General features: G+C 69.9%; 13 protein-coding genes and 1 pseudogene. 8 read left to right on the forward strand and 6 right to left on the reverse strand.

All coding sequences use genetic code 11. The features are described from left to right. Positions 1 to 84: 84 nt before the first annotated feature. Positions 85 to 1503 (reverse strand): amidase, encoded by a 1419-nt coding sequence (locus tag M8859_RS25350; RefSeq protein WP_195071548.1) that lies wholly within the window; start codon positions 1501 to 1503, stop codon positions 85 to 87. A 988-nt stretch (positions 1504 to 2491) separates the two neighbouring features. Here M8859_RS25350 and M8859_RS37335 point away from each other — a divergent pair. The 3 genes and pseudogenes from M8859_RS37335 to M8859_RS25360 all read left to right on the forward strand — a co-directional run. Beyond that, positions 2492 to 2887: pseudogene (locus tag M8859_RS37335) on the forward strand (FUSC family protein); the annotation flags it as partial. Positions 2888 to 3286: 399 nt separating this feature from the next. After that, complete coding sequence (locus tag M8859_RS37340) at positions 3287 to 3739, forward strand: SRPBCC family protein (RefSeq protein ID WP_159924439.1); 453 nt, start codon at positions 3287 to 3289, stop codon at positions 3737 to 3739. A 46-nt stretch (positions 3740 to 3785) separates the two neighbouring features. After that, positions 3786 to 4439, forward strand: a complete 654-nt coding sequence (locus M8859_RS25360) for an SDR family NAD(P)-dependent oxidoreductase (protein ID WP_195071547.1) — start codon at positions 3786 to 3788, stop codon at positions 4437 to 4439. Positions 4440 to 4448: 9 nt separating this feature from the next. Here M8859_RS25360 and M8859_RS25365 read toward each other — a convergent pair whose 3' ends face one another. Further along, a complete protein-coding gene (locus tag M8859_RS25365) occupies positions 4449 to 5702 on the reverse strand; it encodes a cytochrome P450 (RefSeq protein WP_195071546.1) in 1254 nt (417 codons plus the stop codon). 104 nt (positions 5703 to 5806) lie between these two features. On the opposite strand from M8859_RS25365, the gene M8859_RS25370 reads away from it, so the two are divergent. Further along, entirely contained in the window at positions 5807 to 6277 is a 471-nt protein-coding gene (locus M8859_RS25370; protein WP_159924262.1) for a winged helix-turn-helix transcriptional regulator, read from the forward strand. An 85-nt stretch (positions 6278 to 6362) separates the two neighbouring features. Here M8859_RS25370 and M8859_RS25375 read toward each other — a convergent pair whose 3' ends face one another. Beyond that, positions 6363 to 7931 (reverse strand): serine/threonine-protein kinase, encoded by a 1569-nt coding sequence (locus M8859_RS25375; protein WP_249644912.1) that lies wholly within the window; start codon positions 7929 to 7931, stop codon positions 6363 to 6365. A 435-nt stretch (positions 7932 to 8366) separates the two neighbouring features. Here M8859_RS25375 and M8859_RS25380 point away from each other — a divergent pair, with 435 nt between their 5' ends. From M8859_RS25380 to M8859_RS25390, 3 genes are read left to right on the forward strand one after another with little or no spacing between them, the layout of a single operon-like run. After that, entirely contained in the window at positions 8367 to 8663 is a 297-nt protein-coding gene (locus M8859_RS25380; RefSeq protein WP_159924258.1) for a DUF6285 domain-containing protein, read from the forward strand. Beyond that, positions 8660 to 9658 carry a phosphotransferase family protein gene (locus tag M8859_RS25385; RefSeq protein ID WP_159924256.1) on the forward strand — a complete coding sequence of 333 codons (999 nt, stop codon included), beginning with the start codon at positions 8660 to 8662 and terminating at the stop codon, positions 9656 to 9658. Before M8859_RS25380 ends, M8859_RS25385 begins: the two co-directional genes overlap by 4 nt. An 8-nt stretch (positions 9659 to 9666) precedes the next feature. Then, positions 9667 to 10929 carry an acyl-CoA dehydrogenase family protein gene (locus tag M8859_RS25390; RefSeq protein ID WP_249644913.1) on the forward strand — a complete coding sequence of 421 codons (1263 nt, stop codon included), beginning with the start codon at positions 9667 to 9669 and terminating at the stop codon, positions 10927 to 10929. Between the two features lie 10 nt (positions 10930 to 10939). On the opposite strand, the gene M8859_RS25395 is transcribed toward M8859_RS25390, so the two are convergent. Continuing rightward, positions 10940 to 11614, reverse strand: coding sequence for a class I SAM-dependent methyltransferase (locus tag M8859_RS25395; RefSeq protein WP_159924252.1), 675 nt, complete (start codon positions 11612 to 11614; stop codon positions 10940 to 10942). Positions 11615 to 11752: 138 nt separating this feature from the next. Between M8859_RS25395 and M8859_RS25400 the strand changes: the two genes are divergently transcribed. Beyond that, positions 11753 to 11917: a hypothetical protein gene (locus tag M8859_RS25400; protein ID WP_195071544.1), complete on the forward strand. Its 165-nt coding sequence runs from the start codon at positions 11753 to 11755 to the stop codon at positions 11915 to 11917. 47 nt (positions 11918 to 11964) lie between these two features. Here the strand turns inward: M8859_RS25400 and glpD are convergent, their stop codons facing one another. Then, positions 11965 to 13644, reverse strand: coding sequence for a glycerol-3-phosphate dehydrogenase (glpD, locus tag M8859_RS25405; protein WP_249644914.1), 1680 nt, complete (start codon positions 13642 to 13644; stop codon positions 11965 to 11967). Positions 13645 to 13693: 49 nt separating this feature from the next. Further along, the gene (glpK, locus tag M8859_RS25410; RefSeq protein WP_159924248.1) at positions 13694 to 15214 is read right to left on the reverse strand and encodes a glycerol kinase GlpK; all 1521 of its coding nucleotides are present in this window, start codon (positions 15212 to 15214) and stop codon (positions 13694 to 13696) included. Positions 15215 to 15219 lie beyond the last annotated feature (5 nt).

Consider the following 15219-nt stretch of genomic DNA (forward strand, 5'->3'; position numbering starts at 1 on the left):
ATCTCGTCCTCTCCGGCCTGCGGCCGAGTCCGTCCGAATCCCCCGGAAAAGAACTTAGCCTAACCTAAGTCGAGTGGGAAGGGCTCAGGGGAGAAGGCGTGGGAACGGCTGTTCCGCTTCGATCAGATAGGCCAGCTCCAGCAAGGTGCGCTCGTTGCCGCGTGTGGCGGCGAATTGGACTCCTATGGGCACCCCGGCGGCGGTGAGGCCCGCCGGAACCGTGATGGCAGGCGTTCCGGTGATGTTGTTGATCGGGGTGAAACAGACGTAGGCGCGCAGCCGCTGGATGAGTTCGTCGAACGGCACGGTCGGGCTGAGATAGCCGAGCTCCGGTGTGGTGTGGCCCAGAGTGGGAAGCAGCACCGCGTCGTAGGGGCCGAGTTCCCGTTCGTAGGTGGCCGTCGCCGCCCGTAACCGGCGAATCGTAAGCGGGGCGTGCAGGGCCCGGCGCAGGAAGAGGGCGCGGAGACCGACCGTGAGGTCGTCCACGCGCCGTGCGTCGAACCTCCGGTCGACGAGCCGTCCCGTCGTGGTGGCCAGGGCTGCGAGCAGGCCCCAGTAGTGCAGGAAAGCGTTCTCGATCGTGGCGTCGAACGGCAGGGGCACCGGTTCGACCGAGTGGCCGCAGGCTTCGAGCGTGCGCGCAACCCTTTCGACGGCATCCCGGGTCGGGCCGGCGGCGAGCGGTCCCGCGATGTTGTCGAGCACGAGCGCTATCCGCATGCGGCGGTTCGCGGGACCGTCGACGCGGCCGATCGGCTTCAGCGCGGGATTGCGCCAATAGCGTTCCGCCGCCGCGGCATAGGCCGCCGTATCGCGCACGGTCCTGGTCAGCACTCCTTCGCTGACGATATCCACCGGCAGCGTGCGAGCCAGCCCGGATACCACGTGCCGTCCCCGCGTCGGTTTCAAGCCGACCAGCCCGGCGCACGCGGCCGGAATCCGGATCGATCCGCCGCCGTCGTTGCCGTGCGCGATCGGTACGACACCCGCCGCCACCAGCGCGGCCGCCCCGCCCGACGAGCCGCCCACCGAGTAGTCGGTGTGCCACGGGTTGCGGGTGGGCGCGACGTGCGGCGACTCGCTGCTGGCATTGAAGCCGAATTCGGGCATGGCGCTCTTGCCGAGGACGGTGAGGCCGGTGCTGAGGAATTGCCGGGTGTAGCCGCTGTGCGCGCGAGCGGGCGTCGCGTGGAACGCGGCCGTGCCCTGGTTCGTCGGCATGCCCGCCACGTCCAGGTTGTCTTTCACGAAGCTGGGCACGCCGTAGAACGTGCCGGTCCGGTCGGCGGGCAGCAGAGGTTTCCCGTAGCTCGGGTAGGCGACGGCCGCCAGCTTTTCCACCTGCTCGGCGCGCGCCACGGCGGCAGCGGCGAGTTCGCGTGGCGAGACCGCCCCGTCGCGCACCAGCGAAGCCAGGGCGACGGCGTCGTGATCACCGAGCGCGTCGTCGCCGAAGGCGTGGACGCGCGTGGGTAGGGGAATATGAGCGTCGGCGGTCATGCCACGAATCTAAGGTGTGCACCAGGCAGTCCGTCCAGACCGGATTTGTCCGCACCGGATTCGTCCGGACCGGATTCGTCCTGACCAGAGAGGACAGCAGGTGGCCGCGACATACCCGGATCCGGTGCCACCGAGGGGCCGCGTCGGCTCGCTGTTGTTCGCGTTGCCGCCCGCGGGCCGGCGGTGGAGCGTGGCGCTGCGCGCTGCGGTGGCGTTCGCTGTCCCCGCCGCGATCATCACCGGTCTGGGCCGTCCGGACACGGCGGTGTTCGTCATGTTCGGCGCCTTCGCCGTGCTCTATGGCGAGGGGCGCCCGTTCCGGGTGCGCGGCAGGGTCGTGCTGGCCGCCGGTGTGGCGTTGCTCGCCGCGAGCGGCGTCGGCGCGCTCATCGGCGGCCTGCTGGATACGGGACTCGGTGCGTCGTTGCTGATGGTGGCCGTGGTGTCGGCGATCGCGGTCGTGGCGGTCTTCGTCATCGACGCATTGCGGCTCGGGCCGCCGGGCGCGCTGTTCTTCGCACTGGTCTGTGCGGGGTCGATGAAAGCCGTCGAGACCGGGACGGCGATGGCGACGCTGTTGTTGTGCGCCGCCTGCGGTGTCGTCGCGTCGGTCGTCGTTTCGATGGCCGGAGTGCTGCGGGATCGCCGCAAGCCCGAACGCGTGGCGGTGGACGCCGCGGTCCGCGCGGTCGACGCCTATGTGGCGGCGCGGGAGGCGGGGACGCCCGCGATCGAGCTGCGCCACCGGGCCGGCTCGGCGATGGCGGACGCGTGGGCCGCGGTCTACGACGCGGGTCCGCCCTCGGATCCCGGGGAAGCCGAGCTGCTGGCCACCCTGCAAACCGCCCGGCGCAGGCTGGCCGGGCACGTTCCCGACGACGACACCGACGATCTGCTTGTCGATCCCTTGGTCTCGTTCGCCCGTCCCGGAGTCGGCTTCCGGCTGCGGCGTTCCCTGTCGTTCTCCTCGCACGCGACGATCAGCGCGATGCGCGTTGCCGCGGGCTGCCTGGGCGCGGGCGGCCTGAGCGCGCTGCTCGGTCTGGAGCGGCCGCACTGGGCGGTGCTCAGCGCCCTGATCGTGTTGCAAACCGGGCCCGATCGAGTGCGCGGGCAGGTGCGCGCGATCCACCGGTTCGTCGGCACGATCGCGGGCCTCGGTCTGTTCGCGCTCATCTATCAGCTCGGGCCGACCGGTTACGCGCTGGTCGTTCTGATCGCCGCGCTGCAGTTCTGTATCGAGCTGTTCGTGCCGCGCAACTACGCGCTGGCCGTCGTCTTCATCACCCCGGTCGCGCTGATCGCGGGCGGGGTCGCCACCACGGGCGGACCGATCGGACCGGTGATCCGGGATCGGCTGGTTGAGACGGTGCTCGGCGTCGCCGTCGCCGTGCTCGCGCTGTACGGGGTGGCGCCGTACGGGCATCGGCGCACCTTCCGCTGGATGGATCGCCGGGGGCGCGCCGCCGCCCACGCCCTGCTCGACCGGCTGCGTCGCAAGCCGATGGACGCTCGAGCGTGGGTGTTGGTCCAGCATCTGCAGTTCGAGCTGGTCGGTGTGGTCCGCAGTGGCATCGACTCGGCGACCGACGACCCCGAGTGGACGCGGGACTACTGGCCGGAACACGCGGCCCTCGCGCACCTCGGCCACGATCTACTCGCCACGTGCTGGGTGCTGCAGCCTGGCCAGTGGCTGGCCGACGTGGACGGCTGGGCGGCACGCGTGGCCGCGGCTGGGCTCGGCCCGGAAGCGGGGGCGGTACCGCCTGCTAGCGTTCGCCGCATGCATGACAGCGTGACGGTGCGCATGGCCGCCCCCGCCGACAAGATCTGGGAATTGGTCAGCGACATCGAGAACACCGGGCGATTCAGTCCCGAGACGTTCGCCGCGGAGTGGCTCGGCGGCGCCACCGGTCCCGCGGTCGGCGTGAAGTTCCGCGGACATGTCAACCGCAACGGCTGGGGGCTGAAGTACGCGACGGTGTGCCGCATCGTCGCCTGCGAGCCGGGGCGGGAGTTCGCGTTCACCGTGCTCGGACCGCGCGGCATGCCGGTCAATACGTGGCGCTACGTCTTCGAGCCGGTCGAGGGCGGCACCGACGTCACCGAGTCGTTCCAGCTGCACAGCAATCCCGTGCTGCGGCTGTACTGGTCGCTGGCCGGGTGGGCGCGCCGCAAGACCAACGTCGAGGGGATGCGCGAGACGCTGAACCGGATCAAGGCCGTCGTCGAATAGTCCCGGCACACAACGCCGCTCGGCGGCGCACCTAGGCTCGGGACCCATGACTGCTCCTGTGCTCCTCGTGCTCGGCGCCGGTCCCGGCATCGGGCTGTCGGTCGCCCGCCTGTTCGCCGTCGACGGTTTCGCCACGGTGCTGGCCTGCCGGTTTCCCGAGGAGGCCGAGCCGATGGCCGAGAAACTGCGCGGGGAGGGGTTCGACGCGGAGGGTGTCGGGGTGGATCTGAGCGACCCCGCCGACGTGGGCGAGGTCGTCACGGGAGTGGGCGAGCGCCACGGCCGTATCGACGTGTTGCACTTCAACCCCAGCGTCTTCCGAGAGGCCGATCCGCTACAGCTCTCGATTCCCGAACTGATCGAGGACTTCACCGTCGGCGCCGCTGCGCTGTTGCCCGCCGTCCAGGCGGCGCGGCCCTTCCTGTCCGAGGGCGCCCGCGTGCTGGTCACCGGCAGCGCGGCCGCGGATAAACCGTGGCACCGAGCCGCCTCGCTCGGCATCCAGAAGGCGGCGGTGCGCAACCTGGTCACCAGCTTGGACGCCACACTCGCGCCCGCGGGGATCCGTGCGGTCGCCGTCCAGGTCGAAGGAGTGCTGGGGGAGGGCGCTTTCACGCGGGACCGGGTCGCCGCGGCGTTGCACGCGGCAGCCGTCCGCCCCGCCGACGGATGGACGCCGCACGTCTCCTACGACGGCTGACCGGCGGGACTACCTGGGCCGGATCGCAGCGAATTCGATGGGCAGGTGCGCGGGGCCGCGCAGGTTGACGTGTTCTCGATACGGTGGCGGGTCAACGGGCAGCGAGGGGGATTCGACGCGTTGCGCGAACCGGGTCAACGCCACTCGCGTCTCCAAGCGGGCCAGGGCAGCCCCGACGCAGAAGTGCGCCCCGAGGCCGAAGGCCAGGTGGCGGTCCTCGCGCGCCGGGTCGAATCGGCCGGGGTCGCCGAACACCGAGGGATCGCGGTGCGCGGCCGCGATCAGCAGCACCACCAGGTCGCCGCGCTCGATGCTCGTGCCGCCGATGGTCAGGTCGTCGGCGGCGACGCGCGGGATCAGCTGGACCGGCGGGTCGAAGCGCAGCGTCTCCTCGACCACGCCCGCCGCCCGGTCCGGATCCGCGCGCAGGGCCGCGAGTTCCTCCGGCCTGCGCAGCAGGGCCAGGGTCGCGTTGGCGATCAGGTTGACGGTGGTCTCGTGGCCGGCGACCAGCAGCAGTGCGCAGGTCGAGATCAATTCGGCATGGGTGAGCGTGTCGCCGGAGTCTTCCGCAGCGATGAGTTCGGACAGTAGATCCGGGCCCGGTGTGTGGCGGCGTCGATCGATGAGATCTTCGAAGTAAGCGTGCAGTTCGGTCCCGGCGCGCTGGATCCGCGCCGGGTCGGCGCGGAATCGGGCGGCCGCGCGGGAGGTCGGGTCCAGCGTGCGCGACAGCAGCGCGGACCAGGCGCTCAGCCGTGCTTCGTCCGCGAGCGGGACGCCGAGCAGTTCACAGATGACGGTCACCGGCAGCGGATAGGCGAAGTGGTCGACGGCGTCGAACCCGCCCTCGCGGGCGCGCTGGTCGAGCAAGTCGTCCACGATCTCGGTGATCCGCGGCTCCAATCGCCGTACCATCCGCGGGGTGAACGCCGCGGACACGAGGCGGCGCAGGCGAGTGTGATCCGGCGGATCGAGGAACAGGAACGAGGGCTTCGCACGCGCCGCACCGTCCTCCCGCGTCCCGTCATAGATCGGCATCGAGCCGAGTTGCAACCGGGCCAGTGACCGGTCGACGCTCGCGCGCGGATCGCGCAGCATGGCGGCGCAATCCGCGTAGCGCGTCAGCACGACTACCGGAGCCGTCCCCATCCGGAACGCACCGGCGTCGCGTAGTCGCGCGAGCAGGGGATACGGATCCGGTCGCACCGCTGGGTCGAGCAGGCGCACGTAGTCGTCGGTCGGGTGGTTCGTGGTCGTCATCGACACTCCCAACTGTCCGGCCGGAGCGGGCGCCGGTCTACTTAGTATTATTCCGATACTGTTAGTAGGAAAGCAATACCGAGCAGGGATGCGAAAATACCGTCATGACATTGCGGCGCCCGGCCGACGATTCGGTCACCCGCGTCGTCGAACTGCTCGGCGACCGGTGGACCATCCTGCTCATCGCCGAGGCGTTCTTCGGGGTGCACCGCTTCAGCGATTTCGCTCGCAATATCGGCATCACCAACCGCAACCTGCTCACCAGCCGCCTGCGCATGCTGATCGACGCGGGCATCTTCACCCGCACCGATCACGGCGGCGGGCGCGTCGACTACCACCTCACCGCCGCGGGCCGCGAGCTGTATCCGATCGTCACGGCGATGATGGTCTGGGGCGACCACCATCTGGTCGGGCCGGAGGGCAAGCCCATCGTCCTCGAGCATCGCACCTGCGGGCACGAGACCTCGCCGATGCTCGTCTGCGACCACTGCCGCGAACCGATCGACCCGCGCGACGTCGAACCCAAGGCGGGCCCCGGCTTCCACCAGCCGCCGGGCGCCAAGCAAGCCGGGTGAAGTTCAGACAGCCGTTGTCGCTGTCGCCGAAGCACCTCCGACTCCCAGTCGACTGGGCGAATTCGATTGCGCTGATATCGGTCGGTCAGCGGACCGGCAGGCTGACGCCGGGGGACGAGGGCGCGCCGTACAGGACCAATTCTCTCGGGACGTCGTCCTTCTTGTCATTCTTCTTGTCGTTCTTCTTCCCGTCCTTGTCATGGCCGGGTAGGTAGAAGGCCAGTCGAATCGTGCGAGTACTGCCGGGATCGATCCGGTCGACGCTGTTGCGGGACGCGTTCAGTTCGGTGGTCGCGGTGGCGTCGGGGGCGAGGGAGCGACCCGCGGTGGTGATAAGGCGTTGATCGGCGATGACGAAGGCTTGCTGGCGCTGGGAGACGTTGGTGACTGTCAGCGTCACGACGGTGTAGGAACCGCCTGCGGCCGACTCGGACACCACCCCGGGAACGGTAAAAGCGAAGTCTCCGTCCTGTACCGCACCAGCCGGACCCGACGGTTGTCCGCCGGTCGCGGGAGGCAGGTCGTCCGTGCGGGCCTCGGCGGAAGTCTCGCGTGTCACAGTGCCTGGAGCGGAGTCGGATCCGAGATCGCCGCCCAGCCACAGAGCTGCCGCGGCGACGAGTACTGCCCCTGCGGCGATCGGTAACGATCGGCGGACCGGAGGCTTTCGTGGAGAATCCGGGTTCGCGGTTGAAGCTGGTGAGAACGTTCGGGGCTCGGGCGAGCGCGGCGTCGGTCGGGTCGCGGCCGACCGAGGGGCGGTCATGACGCGGGTAGGTGGGTGACTGCCCAATTGTGCGGTATCCGGGCCCGTAGAGGCGGATTCCGCCGACACGGGCTGTTCCAAAGCCGCGCGTGCCGCTGCGGCGCATTCGCCCGCGCTGGCATAGCGTTCCAGCGGTTGCTTGGCCATGCCGCGAGCGATGACAGCGTCCAGCGCAGGCGGGCCGCCGCGTGCGGTCACCGATGCGCGCGGCGGTGGCGACATCAGATGCGCGCGCATCTGTCGCGCCGGATCTCCGTCGCCGAAGGGCAGGCTTCCGGTGAGGACTTCGTAGAGCACGCAGGCCAGCGAGTAGACATCCGAGCGCGCCTCGGCCGTGCCGGTGAACCGCTCCGGGGCCATATAGCCCAACGTGCCCACCACCTGACCGGTCGCTGTGAGCGCGGTGGCGTCGACGGCCCGGGCGATACCGAAGTCGATCAGATACACGAAACCGCTGGTGTGCTCGAGAATGTTGCCCGGTTTCACATCCCGATGAACGAGCCCGGCCGCGTGCGCGGCGTCCAGCGCCTCGGCGGCTTGGGCGATCACCTCCACCGCCCGTACCGGCGCCAGCGCCCCCGACCGTAGCCGTGTAGCCAAATCGACGCCCTCGATGTAGGCCATCTCCAAGAACAGATGACCATCGACCTCACCGAAGGAACGAATCGGCACGATGTGGGGGTTGCGCACCCGAGCGCCCGCCTGTGCCTCCCGCTCGAAACGGAGCCGGTAGCCCGGGTCGGCGGAATACGCGGCGGACAACACCTTCAATGCGACGGCGGCGCCGGTGCGGTCGCGTGCCAACCAGACCTCACCCATACCGCCACGACCCAGCAAGCGTTCGAGGCGGTATGTCCCGAACGAACCGCTGGCGTTGTGCACTGACATACCTCGACCGTATCGCCCGGGGTGTGCCGCCACCTCGACCGGAGGACTCACGCGACGACAAGTGAGGCGGCGCTCAATCCAGCAGGTCGACGAAAGCCTCTGCCAGGTACAGCGGTAGGAGTAGGTAGTACAGCAGCATCGCCATCGAGCCGGCTCCGATCGTCAACGCGGGTCCCACGCTGTGCCGTCGCGGGTACGTCGCGCAGGGATTGGAGACCGAGTGGTCTCGCGATCGCAGGAATGTAGTGCAGCTTCCCGGCATCGGCAAGGCCGTCCAGCGTGTCGAACCCGCCGTTCTACTTCGCCGCCTGCGGTTTCCGCTCGACGACCGCAGGGCTGTTGCGGCTCGACGACCGGGAGTGACGGCCGAAAGTACCGATCGGGACGGCGACGGCGCGTGCCATGCTGAGGGCCGGGATCGACCGAGGGGAACGAATGCAGAATCGCCCATCGGCAGCGGAGTTGCTGGAATCGCTCGCCGAGTTGCTCGAGGAGACGCTGCTGCCCGCCCTGCCCGCGGGGTTGCAGCACAAGGCGCGTGTGGGCGCCAATCTCGCCAGGATCGTCCGCAGGGAGATCGAATCCGGCCCCGCCGCGGCCGAGCAGGAGCGTGAGTTGCTTGCCGCGGTACCCGAAGGAGACGACGAACAGCTCTGGGCGGCGTTGGTTTCCGTGGTGCGGGCCGATCTCGCGATCGCCAAGCCGGGGTACGACGCGTGGGCGGGCGAGTGAGTTCCGACCTGGCACGTGGCCTGGCGGAGTTCCTCGGGTCGGGCAGCGGCCACGCGGTGACGGTGTCGAACGTCGAATACCTCTCCGCGGGCGCCCGCCGTCGTAACGTCGCCTTCGACGCCGATATGGGAGGCGCGAAGCGGCGCTTGGTCGCGACCATCGTGCCGAACGCGATCGAGCTCGTCCCCGTGGACGTGGAGGCCGCGGTCCGGGAGCTGGCGCGCGGCAACGGTGTCCCGGTTCCGCCCGTGGTGGCGATCTGCACCGACAGCGCCTACGCCGACGGGCCGTTCGTGGTTTCCGAACGGGTGGACGGAGAGACGGTGCCGCGCAAGGTGCTACGGCTGACGGAGTCGGCGGGTCTCGGCGAACGAGTCGCCGAACAGCTCGGCGAGGCCATGGGCCGCCTGCATGCCATCGATCCGGCGACCGCCCCCGCTCGGCTGCCCGAGGCCGCCGCCGATCCCGAGCACCAGCTGATCGAGGCGGGCGAGCACGTGCGCGCGCTCTTGGCGGACCGGCCGGTGTTCGCCCTCGCGCTGCGCTGGCTGGAACGCCGCTGCCCGCCCGCGCCGCCGCGTACCGCGCTGCTGCACACCGACATGCGCAACGGCAACATCGTCGTCGGTCCCGAGGGACTGCGGGCGGTGCTCGACTGGGAAGGCGCGCAGCGTCACGGCGATCCGATGCGCGATGTGGCCTGGCCCGCGCTGCGCATGTGGCGCTTCCGCGCCGACGACCGGGAATTCGGCGGATTCGCGGGCCGCGGCGCGTTCGCGCGCGGCTACCGCCGTGCGGGCGGCGAGTTCGACGAAGACCGTTTCCGCTGGTGGAAGGTGATGTGCACGCTCGCATGGGGGGTCGGGCTGGCCGGGCAGGCCGCGGCGCACTCGGACGGCAGCGTGCGCGACATCGTGATGGCGGCCAGCGGGCGCCGGGTTTCGGAAATCGAATGGGACCTGCTGATGCAGATCCGACCCACTGCGAAAGGCTAGAGACTTCGATGGATTTCGAGCTACCTGCCGAACTGGTCGATTACCTCGCCGAACTGGACCGGTTCATCGACCGGGAGATCGCGCCGCTCGAGCAGATCGATGACAACATCCGCTTCTTCGACCACCGTCGTGAGGACGCCCGCACCGACTGGGAGCGCGGCGGCCTGCCGAACGCGCGATGGGAAGCGCTGCTGGCCGAGGTCCGCAGGCGCGCCGACGCCGCGGGTCACCTGCGGTACGCCTTCCCGGCGCAGTACGGCGGCCGGGACGGCACCAACCTGGGCATGGCCGTGATCCGCGAGCACCTGGCCCGGCGCGGCCTGGGGCTGCACTGTGATCTGCAGAACGAGCACGCCATCGTCGCCAACAACGTCGGTTTGCTGCTCATGCTCGAATACGGCACACCCGCGCAGCGAGCGGAGTGGGTGGACGGGCTGGCTTCGGGGACGAAGTTCTTCGCCTTCGGCATCACCGAGCCCGAGCACGGCTCCGACGCGACCCACATGGAGACCTCAGCGGTCCGCGACGGCGACGGCTGGGTGATCACCGGACAGAAGACCTGGAACACCGGCGTGCACATCGCCGACGCCGACCTGATCTTCGCGCGCACCTCCGGCGGCCCCGGCGACGCGACGGGCGTCACCGCGTTCCTGGTGCCCACCGACGCTCCGGGGTTCGTCGTCGAGGAATACCTCTGGACCTTCAACATGCCCACCGATCACGCCCGCGTCGCGCTCAACGGCGTTCGCGTCCCCGACACCGCCGTCTTCGGCGGTGAAGGACGCGGCTTGGCGGTGGTCCAGCACTTCTTCAACGAGAACCGGATCCGCCAAGCCGCGTCCAGCCTGGGTGCGGCGCAATACTGCATCGACGAGTCGGTGGCCTACGCCAAGCAGCGCAAGCCCTTCGGCAAGCCGCTGGCCGCCAACCAGGCGATCCAGTTCCCTCTTGTGGAACTGCACACGCAGTGCGCGATGTTGCGCACGCTCATCCACAAGACCGCTTGGTCGATGGACACCTACGGCACGTTCGCCGCCTCCGAGCAGGTCTCGATGTGCAACTACTGGGCCAACCGGTTGTGCTGCGAGGCCGCCGACCGCGCCATGCAGGTGCACGGCGGCCTCGGCTATTCCCGGCACAAGCCGTTCGAGCACATCTACCGCCACCACCGGCGCTACCGGATCACCGAGGGCGCCGAGGAGATCCAGATGCGTCGCGTCGCGGGCTATCTGTTCGGTTTCATGGGCGGCAAAGCTCCCAAAGGGGTGTGAGCGGCGCGGCTCAGAGGCGGCGGATGCGGGCCAGCCACGCGGCGGCGTCGACCCGGCCCGTCTCGGAAACCTCCAGGGCCGCCGCGTCCTGGGCCACCAGGTCGGTGACCCGGCCGCGGTACCGTGCCGGTCGCAGGTCCGCTACTGTCCAGCCCTCGCGGAAGGACTCCAGGATCAGCGTGTCGCTGATTCGCGGGCCGAATCCCGGCTCGGCATCGGAGAGGGCGAGGACATACACCGTGCCGCCCGGCTTGCAGACCGCGTGCAGACTGCGGACGTACGCGGCGCGCGCCTCGTCCTCGGTCCCGAAGACATGGAACAGCGCGCTGTCGACGACGGTGTCGAACGCGGGCGCGGAGCCCGGCGGGTCACCGGCGAAATCCGGCCGGTCACCGAGCGCGAGCGCGTCGGCCACCTCGAACGCGGCGGCGGGCACACCCTGCGCGGCCGCATTGGCGCGCGCGTAGGCCACCGCGCTCGGCGACATATCGATCCCACGCACGTCGTAACCGAGCCTGGTCAGCAAAATGGTGTGCTCACCGGCGCCGCAGCCGGGATCGAGGACGCGGCCGCTGATACCCCCTTCGCGCTCCAAGGCCACGATGGCGGGTTGCGGTTCACCGATCACCCAAGGTGCGGTGTCGTTGTCGTAGACGGTATTCCAGAAATCCGCTGGACGAGTCATGGAACCACTGTCCATCCTCAACCCCACTCGAGGTCAACCGCCACGCCCTCGAAGTGCGCTTTTCGCGTGAGGTGCGCGACCGGACGTGCGTGTGGATCAGGTCTGCGTCGCGGCGGCGTGGGTGGGTACGCGCGCGGTATGAGCACACCGAATCTCGATCCGACGACGGCGGAGTCGATGCAGCAGGACGCGGATTTCGCCGACGAGCACACCAAGCCGACGCATGCCGACGAGCACCCCACCGGAGAAGAGCTCGAGACCGACGAATCGACCCCGCGCGGGCACAGCGGATCGGACGAGTAGCCCGGCGTGGCACGGTTGCGCGCGGGAACCGTGCCACGCCGGCGGGCTCAGACGACGGCGACCAGCCGTGCGGCGTTGGCGGACACGTCGTCGGCGGCCTGGTTGGCGGCCAGTTCGGCGTGCACCCGGTGGCCGTACCGGGTGATCTCGCGTTCGGTCGCCGCGCCGTCCCAGCCGAGGTGGGCGCCGATCAGCCAGGCCACCTCGGCGGCGGCGGCCAAGCCGCGGTCGGCCGCTTCGATGGAGATGCGGGTGCGGCGGGTGAGCACGTCGTCCAGATGCAGAGCTCCCTCGTGCGTCACCGCGTACACCGCCTCCGCGCCCAGGTACTCCGGAGCGCCGGTGAGCGGCTTGCCCAGTTCCGGTTCGCGGGCGATCAGGTCGAACAGGTCGGTGATCGCCGAGCCGTAACGGCCGAGCAGACGCTCGACCGTCGCCCGGGGCAGGCCCGCGCGCTGCGCCAAGCTGTCCAGGTCGGCGGCGAGTTCGTGGTAGCCCACCGTGCCGAGGATCGGCAGGTGCTCGGTCACCGAAGGGGCGACCGCACGGCCGAGCCCGGCCACCGCAGCGTCCACGACGTCGGCGGCCATCACCCGATAGGTGGTGTACTTACCGCCCGCTACCACGAACAGACCGGGCGCCGGTTCGGCGACCGCGTGCTCGCGGGAGAGCGTGGCGGTGTCGGCCGACGCGCCGGACAGCAGCGGCCGCAGCCCCGCGTAGGTCCCGACGATGTCGTCGCGGGTGAGCGGTTCGCGCAGCACTCGGTTGACGTGGTCGAGCAGGTACCGCACGTCGGCGTTGCTGGCGGCGGGGTGGTCCTTGTCCAGCGACCAATCCGTGTCGGTGGTGCCGATGATCCAGTGCCCGCCCCACGGGATGACGAACAGCACGCTCTTCTCGGTGCGCATGATCAGGCCGGTGTCCAGATTCAGGCGGTGGCGCGGCACCAGGATGTGCACACCCTTGGACATCCGGACGTGGAACGGGAACTCGACGCCGGTCATCCGGTTCATCTCGTCGGTCCACACCCCCGTGGCGCTGATCACCCGGCGCGCGCGGACGGTGTGCACCCGGCCGGTCTCCAGGTCGGTGACCTCCGCGCCGACGACGCGCTCGCCGTCGCGCAGCAGCCCCGTCACTCTGGTGCGGGTGAGCACGGTGGCGCCGTGCTGGGCCGCGGTGCGGGCGATCATCATCGTGTGCCTGGCGTCGTCGACCTGCGCGTCGTAGTACCGGATGGCCCCGGTCAGCGCGTCCTCGCGCAGCGCGGGCGCCAGCTCCAGCGCGCGTGTGCGCGACAGGTGCCGGTGCATCGGCAGCGCGCGTGCGCCGCCGATGGTGTCGTACAGGGCGACGCCCGCGCCGATGTAGGCGCGTTCCCACACCCGGTGCCGCAGCGGCAGCAGGAACGACACCGGGCGCACCAGGTGCGGTGCGAGCCGATGCAGCAGCAGGCCGCGTTCCTTCAGCGCTTCTCGCACCAGCCAGAAATCGAGCTGCTCCAGGTAGCGCAGCCCGCCGTGGATGAGCTTGCTGGAGCGGCTCGAGGTGCCCGCGGCGAAGTCCCTGGCCTCCACCAGGGTCACGGTCAGGCCGCGGGAGGCGGCGTCGAGGGCCGCGCCCGCTCCGACCACCCCGCCACCGATGACGAGCACGTCGATCTCGGCGTCGCCGAGGGAGTTCACCGCGCGGGCGCGGTAACGGGAGTCCAATCGTGCGGACACAGCGGTATCTCTCCTTGTTTCGGTGTTACGGGTAGGTCGGCGTCGCCCCTCATTCGTCGACGTCGATCCAATCGAGGGTGCGGGCGACGGCCTTCTTCCAGCGCGCGTAGCCGCGCTCGCGCTGCTGCTCCGACCAGGTCGGGCTCCAGCGTTTGGCTTCGTTCCAGTTCTGTTCCAGTTCGTCGGTGTCGTTCCAGAAGCCGACCGCCAGGCCCGCCGCGTAGGCCGCGCCGAGCGCGGTGGTCTCCGCGACCACCGGACGCGACACCGGCACGCCGAGGAAGTCGGCCTGCAACTGCATGCACAGCTCGTTGGCGGTGACGCCGCCGTCCACCCGCAGCACATCCAGTCGCACGCCGGAGTCGGCCTGCATCGCCTCGACCACGTCGCGGGTCTGATAGCAGATCGATTCCAGCGTCGCCCGCGCCAGATGGGCGTTGGTGCTGTAGCGGGACAGGCCGACGATCGCGCCGCGCGCGTCCGAACGCCAGTACGGCGCGAACAACCCGGAGAACGCCGGGACGAAGTACACCCCGCCGTTGTCCTCGGCCTGCCGGGCCAGCGATTCACTCTGTGCCGCGCCGGAGATGATGCCCAGCTGGTCACGCAGCCACTGCACCGCCGAGCCGGTCACCGCGATCGAACCTTCCAGCGCGTACACCGGCTTCTCCGCACCGAACTGGTAGGCGACCGTGGTCAGCAGCCCGTGCTGCGACCGAACGATCTCGGTTCCGGTGTTGAGCAGCAGGAAGTTTCCGGTGCCGTAGGTGTTCTTCGCCTCGCCGGGCCGGAAGCAGACCTGCCCCACGGTGGCGGCCTGCTGGTCGCCGAGCACGCCGGACAGCGGGACCGCGCCGCCGAACGGGCCGTCGGGGCGCGTGGTGCCGAACAGATCCGAGTTCGCCGACGGCGCGATCCGCGGCAGCATCGCGCGCGGCACCCCGAACAGCGACAGCAGCTCCTCGTCCCAGTCCAGCGTCTCCAGGTTCATCAGCATGGTGCGGCTGGCGTTGGTCGGATCGGTGACGTGCACGCCGCCGTCGACTCCGCCGGTCAACTGCCACAGCAGCCAGGTGTCGGTGGTGCCGAAGAGCGCGTCACCGCGTTCGGCGTCCGCGGCCACCCCGGGGACGTTGTCCAGAATCCAGCGCAGCTTGCCGCCGGAGAAATAGGTGGCCGGCGGCAGGCCCGCCTTGCGCCGGATGGTGTCACCGTGCCCGGCCCGCTCCAGCTCGGCGGCGATGCGATCGGTGCGGGTGTCCTGCCAGACGATCGCGTTGCAGTACGGCCGCCCGGTCCTGCGGTTCCACACAACCGTGGTCTCGCGCTGATTGGTGACGCCGACTGCGGCCAGATCGCTCGCGTCGAGATCGGCTTTGGTCAGCGTGCTCTGGATGACCGCACGGGTGCGCTCCCAGATCTCGGTCGGATTGTGCTCGACCCAGCCGGGGCGCGGCAGAATCTGCTCGTGTTCGAGCTGATGGCGGGCGATCTCGTTGCCACTGTGGTCGAACACCATGAAACGGGTGCTCGTGGTGCCCTGGTCGATGGCGCCGACGAACTTGCTCATCGAGG

This window comes from Nocardia sputi (genome assembly GCF_023501985.1).